This is a genomic window from Saccharicrinis sp. GN24d3 (assembly GCF_052400645.1).
Lineage (GTDB): Bacteria > Bacteroidota > Bacteroidia > Bacteroidales > Marinilabiliaceae > Saccharicrinis.
Genome location: NZ_JBQTGI010000057.1, coordinates 1 through 7,659, shown reverse-complemented (window position 1 = coordinate 7,659; position 7,659 = coordinate 1). Strand labels below are relative to the sequence as shown.

The window sequence follows — 7,659 nt, the reverse complement described above, 5'->3', positions numbered from 1 at the left end:
CAAGTGACAACGCAGACAAAACATATAGCCGAACTAATCCCGATGGCCTTAGCCAAATCGGGAAACGGAAGAACCTACTGCCCCACCACTATGCAGTTTGTTAGCCCCGACCCTTTAATTCAGTCTCCCCATAGCACGGCTAATTATAACAGGTATTCTTATTGTATGAACAATCCTATTATGTTCTGATCCGTAATATGCAATAGTTTGGAAGAAATTAATTCAACAAAGCCACACTGATTTTCAATATGGTTTTGTTGGTTATATATTTCAATTACAATCCTACTCGTACAATTCTTTTTGGGTATAAAAGCCGGAACCTACCAAAACCCGATCAATATTGTCTTTTGTTACGGCAATTGAATTTACCCTGTGCGTAGGTATATCTTTTAGTCCGTTAAAGTCGGTACTATTGGCAAAGTCTTTAAGTTTTTTTCCTTTAGCCATTTCAATAGCAATTTCAGCTCCTTTTTCGGCTATGGTTTTTAATGGGTGAAAAACGGTAACACACTGGTTGCCTGCAATTACATTTTTACATCCTGCCAGTTCGGCATCTTGTCCCGTAACTGCAACCTTACCAGCCAGTTTATTGGCTCTCAGCACATCAATTACTGAAGCTGCTATACCATCATATCCGGCTATTACGGCATCAATGTCATTGCCATGTAACGCGATTACTTTATCCATTTCAAAGGCAGCAATACTAGGATCCCATTTCTCGATAAAAGTTTCGTAAACGATTTCAACTTGTTTTTGATCTATCTTGGACTTCAAATGTTTTTTTACGGCAGCTTGTAATTCCTCCCCGTTTTTATCGAACTTATCACCTCCCAAAATAACATATTTACCTGTGGGCTTTTCTTTTAAAACAGCATCTACCATTATTTTACCTATCAAATCGTTACTGCTGGCCACAAAAAAGTCTACATCGCTGTTTTTTATCATCCTGTTATAGGCCAGTACGGGTATACCGTCGGCATGTGCGTTACGAACAATAACTGCCGCCGTGTTAACATTGGCCGCGATCAACGCCAATGCATCCACACCTTGTTCCATCATTTCGTTGGCCAATTCTATTTGCAGCGATTCATCGTTGGATGCCGTTTTCACAATCACCTCAACGCCCTGCTTTTCACAGTACTCTTTAAAGAAGCTACTTTCTTTGTTAAATCTTACTGTTAAATCTGAAGGATATAAAAATCCAATTGTCACTTGCTCTTTATCTTTACATCCCCCCAAGAACACAATGGTCGCAAGAAGCATTATGCTGATAATATTTTTCATCTCTAAACTATATAATATTTAACTTTTCGAATTACAAAATAAAAACCACAATAATTCTATTTACCAAATCGTTACAACAAGAAAGCAACCGCAATTAATGATTGTTAATTACAAAACGAAGTATTGGGTCGAAATACACAAACCAGTTATATTACAATACAAAGCTAATCATTTTAGCGAGTTAACAAACAGGTAAGAAAATACCACATTCAATCCAGTCCCTATTAACAAAAAAATGTTTTAAATATTGCTTTCTTTTGGTAACATTTATTAAAATTGTACGTTAAATTGCACACCCCAACCCTGTCACCACCTAAATTAATTTGAAAATTTAGGTATACTCATTAACTGTATTTTTATGAATTGGAGAGATCTTAAAATCAAAAACAAGGTTGGAATTGGATTTGGCATCGTCATTCTAATGACCGTTGTTTCCAGCACAATACTGCTTATTAATTTACTGAAAGTAGACAAGGAAATAAAGTTATTATCCAACAGGTATATTCCTTCGGTGAACGAATCATCAAAAATGGATCATTTTTGGGAACTCGCCAATGGTAATATGAATGCCTTCGATTTAACAGGTAATCCCTATTACAACAATCTGGCAGGGCAACAGCTCGAAAGTTATATGCAGGCTTTGGAAAAATTGATTGAACTTTCCGACTCCTCCAACAACTCTTTGGAGAACAGAGGTATCGACCTAAATCGGCTAAAGAATTTGGCCCGTAATTTTAAAAACAAAAAAAAGCAATCTGCCGCTAATGAAATCAATATCCGAGAGCTATCTCAAGAAATCGACACCCTTTTTTCGGAATTAAATAGGGTAGGTGAAAAATCCCGGGTCTCAACCGCAACTCAAAGAACGTTGGCTCACGCCAACCGATTGCATGTAAATTTTCAGAAATGTACATATTCTAAGAATGTATTATGTATGGATGACATTTTGAAAGCTGCGGAACAATTAAAAAATGTTCATGGTGTATCCCGAGAATTTAAAAATATATTAAACCGCATTATAGGTCAAATAGAAAACTTTGTTCCCCAATACAAAATTACCGGAAAGGTAGAACTTGAAAAATTTGAAATAGCAAAATCACTGATGTGGGAAGTGAGAAAAGCATCGGAATTAGGACTTGACTATCTGTTGGAAATGGGAGAAAAGAGCGCCCGCATAGTGCAGCAGGAAAAGCAGATCCTGATTATTTCTCTAATTGCGGTCCTGATTTTCGGTATTAGCTTGAGCTATGTATTGGCTACCTCTATCAGCAAACCATTGGTAAAGGGAATAGCGTTGGCCGAGCAAGCCGCCCTGGGCAATTTAAACGTGTCATTCGCTTCCAATAGCAAGGATGAAGTGGGCCGGTTGGCCACTGCCCTGGATACTATGGTACGTAACATTAAAAATGTGGTCGACGAAATAAGCACAGGCGCGAGCAAAATGGTATATGCCAGCGAAAGGCTGACCAAAGAATCAACAGAACTGAGTGAAGGAGCGAGCGAGCAAGCCTCAGCGGCCGAAGAGGTTTCGTCGTCCATGGAGGAGATGTACGCCAACATACAGCAAAACACCGACAATTCTAAGGAAACCGAACGAATTGCGGTTCAGGCAGTGGAAGGCATGAAAATAAGCAATGCCAGCTCCGAAGAAGCGAAACAATACCTGGATGCGATTACTGAAAAAATATCCATTATCGGCGACATAGCGTTTCAGACCAATATATTGGCACTCAACGCTGCTGTTGAAGCAGCCAGAGCCGGGCAGGAAGGAAGAGGTTTTGCAGTAGTAGCTGCCGAAGTACGTAAACTGGCCGAAAGGAGTCAGCAAGCAGCCGGGGAAATTAATGCTGCTTCGCAAAATACTATTAACAGTTCCAAAGTGGCCAACGACAATTTAAAGCAGATAACACCTGAAATTGAAAAAACGGCCATGCTTGTTCAGGAGATTACCAGCGCCTCGCTGGAGCAGGTATCAGGGGTTGAACAAATTAACAATGCGCTACAACAATTAAATCAGATTACGCAACGTAACGCATCCAACTCCGATGAAATAAGTACCGCGGCCCGAGAGCTCGAAGAACTATCTGTTCTGCTTAAAAAATCGATTTCGGTTTTTAAGATAAATGATCAGAAACTGAGTTCCAGCCCTACCAGCAATTAAACCAAAGGTGAAGCTGAACAGTGTTCCGTGAGTTCCGGACTTACATCATCCCGGACGACGCTGTCGGATACATATAATATTAACCCAGGTAAAGCGATGAACGACGGCCATTATGAAGTGTTTTAATAGACATCACTATTCGAAATTTAAGAATGGGAAAGCATCCTTCATTTTCAACACGCATAAAAGGATGACACCCTTCTATGCGTGTACATATCAATTTGTTATCGAGCGGTTTATATAATTTCAGCCCCAAAATAACTGCACATATTAATTGGTTTTGCAATACGACTGTCCGGCACCGACAGGTCACTTTATTTCACTTGTTGTACCCAGTTTCCGCTACGCTTCACCCTTGGAGAATACAGTTCACACCGTTGGGGCTCTAACCTTTCTCTGGTTAGATGATTGAATATGTGTATTTATTAATTTCTTACATAATACTCAGTACTCTCCGCTCTCCACCCTCCACATTTATCACTCCGTCGCTAAGCTACTGTTGACTGATGACCGGATACTATTTCTTCTTCTTCACTTTTGGATATGAGACCCGTGCGTGATATATATTTTTCAGTTTTTGCTTAAAAACCATTTTGGCCGTAGTAATTTCCCTAAAAGTAATAGGCGCGTTAAAAAACTGACCTTCTTTTATCTGGGTATTCACAATATTCTCCACCAGCTTGTCAATGGCTTCGTCGGTATAATTCTTCAAGCTTCTACTGGCAGCCTCTATTGAATCGGCCATCATTAAAATAGCCGTTTCCTTGGTAAAAGGGGTGGGCCCCGGATAGGTAAAATTCTTTTCTTCCGGTTCTTTATCCGGATATTTATTGATAAACGAATTATAAAAATATCGGGCCTTGGTAGTCCCTTGATGGGTAGAAATAAAATCAATGATCTTTTCGGGCAACTTATGCTTACGGGCAATTTTCACTCCTCCCTCAATATGATCGATTACCAGTTTGGCACTATCTTCAAAATCCATATTATCATGCGGATTGATTCCCGAAATTTGGTTTTCGGTAAAATACAACGGCGTAGCTGATTTACCGATATCGTGATACATGGCCCCTGCTCGCACCAAAAGCGGGTTGGCATCGATTTTATAGGCTACTTCCTGTGCTAAATTACCTACCTGGATAGAGTGTTGGAATGTTCCCGGCGCATTTTCCGCCAGCTTGCGAAGCAGTGGATGATTGGTATCCGATAGCTCCACCAACGTTACGTCGGAAAGAAAACCAAAAAGTTTCTCGAAAATATAAATCAAAGGATACACGGCCAAAATCAAAATGCCATTGATCGCAAAATACATATAATATCTGTAATTAATCGTCTGGATATCTCCTTCCTGCATCAAATGCAAACCGGTATAAAACACGGAATAGGTCAGGAAAATAAAAATGGCGGATCGCACAATCTGTGCCCTTCGTGCCATTTTATACAGACTAAAGATAGCAGCAATACCTGCCGGAATTTGCAAAAAGATAAACTCGAAACTATTATCGCTAAAAAACGACGCCAGCACCATGGCCACAACGAACATAAAGAAACCAAGTCGCGAATCCATAAATGTTCTCACAATTAATGGCAATATCGTAAATGGAATAACCCAGATGGGCACATCGGGAATACGATGGGAGATAAAAGCCATCAGGATAATGGTACATAATATCATCAACAGAAAAGTGATATAATTCAGGTTGAGGAACACGTCTTTCCTATAAAAATACAGGAAAAGAAACAAACCGGTCAAAAACATTAAGGTGGTCAATACATGTCCTGCCAAAATCTGATTGTACTGCGACAAAGTTCCCACCCTCGATTCGTATTCTTTTTTGTAGGAATTCAGTTTTTTAATTCCGCTATCGTTAATGATCTCTCCTTTTTCGATCACACGTTGCCCCCCAAGCACTATACCATTTGTTAATGCCAGGTTTTTAAGTGCTCTATCCTTTTCGTTTAAAGTTCTTTCCTTATCTAGATTAATGTTGGTGATTAAAAAATCATTAATTTGCAGTTCCGAAATAAAATTCTCAACTCCCCTAAAATCATTGGTCGTAAAAGCTAATCCTTTGGCTAATTCTTTAATAATAAACTGGTACGAAGACCTGAGGGTGAAAAATTCGTTGGCCATAAAGGGTTCCGCTAGGTTCTCATTCACCAGCATCAGCTCCAGTTCATCTTTCCTTTCCGCATATTCTTCGGGTATAGCAATCACCCCCTTAGCATATACTTGCCACAAGATAGTATCTACCAATTCCGAAACCAGCCGTGCGTTTTCCTTGTTCTTAATTTTACCATTTAGAAACTTGTATTTTTGCACATAATCGGGCATTTTTTTTTCATAGGCACTTAAAAACTCCCGTTTAACATTAACCACAGCCGCACTATCGTATGTAAAATAAGGCCTGAAATTTTTAAGGATACTATCTCGCTCCACTTCCAATTCCTGATCAGTCTTGAAAATCCTAAAGTCAAACGGGGCAATCAACACATCATATCGCCAGGGTTCACCCTTGCTATAATCGTACCTAAGCTTACGTTCCCTGGGCATCAGGTTGGCAATAATAAGTACCGCAGCCAAAAACAGCAGAATCCGATAAGATGCCTGCGAATATTTTTTTAAACGTTGAACAAACTCTTTCATAAATATTAATTGACTTAAATAATATATCAACAAATATGCGTAAAATCAGCCACAAAATAAGGCTTCGACTAATGTATAATGATATTTTTGCATCACGCTCAATTTAGTATTGGCATATTTTGGTATATTCGCAGCACTAAATATTAAGGTATATGAATGGTTCAATAAGCGTATATAGTTTTATTCCGGTACGGAAAGAACCATCTGAGGCATCGGAGCTTGTTACACAGATTCTTTTTGGAGAGACCTTTGTGGTTCTGGAAAAAGAGGAGAAGTGGGCAAGAATCAAGATGGACTTTGATGGCTATGAAGGCTGGATTGACGCAAAACTAATTTTTTCTATGGCTGAAACAGAGTATGAGCTATGGAAAAACGCCGATGCATGGATGGTTCCTACACCTAAAATCAACATTGTTAAAGACGGCTCCAGCGCACCTATGATTATATCTGCCGGTAGTCGCATCGTGTTTAATGGTCACGACAGAAATAGTTTTTCCATCGGAAAAAACGATTATTTTATTTCGGGCCAGATACCATCAAATAAAGAATTGGGAATTAGGGAGGTAGCCACTTCTTTATTACACACACCCTATCTTTGGGGAGGAAGATCGTACTTTGGCATCGACTGTTCGGGCTTGTCGCAAATTGTTTTTAAGATTAACGGAACCCGAATTCCCAGAGACGCGTATCAACAAATAGAACTCGGTAATAACGTTAGTTTTGTTGAGGAAGCCAGAATTGGTGATCTTGCGTTTTTTGATAATGCCGAGGGGCATATTGTTCATGTAGGGATATGCCTGGGGTCAGGTAAAGTGATTCATGCCCACGGAGAAGTCAGAATAGACTCGATTGATCACCAGGGTATTTTTAATCATGACACGAATAAATACTCACACAAGTTAAGGGTTATCAAAAGAATCATATCTGCCTGATCTTATGAGTTTCACTTATGAATACCCTCGTCCGGCTGTAACCGTCGATATAATACTGGTTACTAAAGACAGTATACCCAAGGTTTTATTTATTGAAAGGAAACATAGCCCTTATGAAGGAACATGGGCATTCCCCGGTGGTTTTTTAGATATGGATGAAGATCTGGAAACAGCTGCGTTACGCGAACTGAAAGAAGAAACGCATATCCAAAACATTCAAATAAAACAACTTAAGAGCTATGGTGCTGTTGATCGCGATCCTAGAGGAAGGACGGTATCAATCGTTTTTTATGCTTTTGTAGAAGATGAACTAAATGCACAAGCGGGTGACGATGCGGACAAGGCAAAATGGTTTGGCTTAGATGAGATTCCAAATCTGGCTTTTGACCACGAATTGATTTTGAAAGAGTTTAAGGAAGCTTTGCTTAATACCTAATTTATCCAAACGTCGTACTATCACCAACTTTTCTTTTTCAATTAAAACAAGCTTCTTTAACTTGCAATATGCATTAGAAATTCTATTACACATTGAAATTGTTTCAAAACAAGACACTCCGCTGCATCACTTCAACTCACCAGAACGATGCTCCCGAAAGTAATCAACGATTTTATTTAGCAAGAATACATTACACTAT

6 protein-coding genes are annotated in these 7,659 nt (G+C 39.3%); 4 read left to right on the top strand and 2 right to left on the bottom strand.

Annotated features, from left to right (window positions below; all coding sequences use genetic code 11):
• The coding region (locus ACT29I_RS25445) for an RHS repeat-associated core domain-containing protein (protein WP_444794829.1) at positions 1-189 on the top strand (189 nt) is incomplete at its 5' end.
• 93 nt (positions 190-282) lie between these two features.
• On the opposite strand, the gene ACT29I_RS25440 is transcribed toward ACT29I_RS25445, so the two are convergent.
• Positions 283-1,284: a substrate-binding domain-containing protein gene (locus tag ACT29I_RS25440; RefSeq protein ID WP_430934559.1), complete on the bottom strand. Its 1,002-nt coding sequence runs from the start codon at positions 1,282-1,284 to the stop codon at positions 283-285.
• A gap of 358 nt (positions 1,285-1,642) precedes the next feature.
• Here ACT29I_RS25440 and ACT29I_RS25435 point away from each other — a divergent pair, with 358 nt between their 5' ends.
• Entirely contained in the window at positions 1,643-3,445 is a 1,803-nt protein-coding gene (locus ACT29I_RS25435) for a methyl-accepting chemotaxis protein (protein ID WP_444794828.1), read from the top strand.
• Between the two features lie 517 nt (positions 3,446-3,962).
• On the opposite strand, the gene ACT29I_RS25430 is transcribed toward ACT29I_RS25435, so the two are convergent.
• Positions 3,963-6,092, bottom strand: coding sequence for an HD family phosphohydrolase (locus ACT29I_RS25430; RefSeq protein ID WP_430934561.1), 2,130 nt, complete (start codon positions 6,090-6,092; stop codon positions 3,963-3,965).
• A 152-nt stretch (positions 6,093-6,244) separates the two neighbouring features.
• Here ACT29I_RS25430 and ACT29I_RS25425 point away from each other — a divergent pair, with 152 nt between their 5' ends.
• Complete coding sequence (locus ACT29I_RS25425) at positions 6,245-7,024, top strand: C40 family peptidase (RefSeq protein WP_430934562.1); 780 nt, start codon at positions 6,245-6,247, stop codon at positions 7,022-7,024.
• A 4-nt stretch (positions 7,025-7,028) separates the two neighbouring features.
• Positions 7,029-7,460: an NUDIX domain-containing protein gene (locus ACT29I_RS25420; RefSeq protein WP_444794827.1), complete on the top strand. Its 432-nt coding sequence runs from the start codon at positions 7,029-7,031 to the stop codon at positions 7,458-7,460.
• The last annotated feature ends 199 nt before the right edge of the window (positions 7,461-7,659 follow it).

What these genes read in the sequence shown, in the direction of transcription:
- ACT29I_RS25430 (WP_430934561.1), bottom strand. Translation starts at nt 6,092, where the DNA reads ATGAAAGAGTTTGTTCAACGTTTAAAAAAATATTCGCAGGCATCTTAT.
- ACT29I_RS25420 (WP_444794827.1), top strand. Translation starts at nt 7,029, where the DNA reads ATGAGTTTCACTTATGAATACCCTCGTCCGGCTGTAACCGTCGATATA.
- ACT29I_RS25440 (WP_430934559.1), bottom strand. Translation starts at nt 1,284, where the DNA reads ATGAAAAATATTATCAGCATAATGCTTCTTGCGACCATTGTGTTCTTG.
- ACT29I_RS25435 (WP_444794828.1), top strand. Translation starts at nt 1,643, where the DNA reads ATGAATTGGAGAGATCTTAAAATCAAAAACAAGGTTGGAATTGGATTT.
- ACT29I_RS25425 (WP_430934562.1), top strand. Translation starts at nt 6,245, where the DNA reads ATGAATGGTTCAATAAGCGTATATAGTTTTATTCCGGTACGGAAAGAA.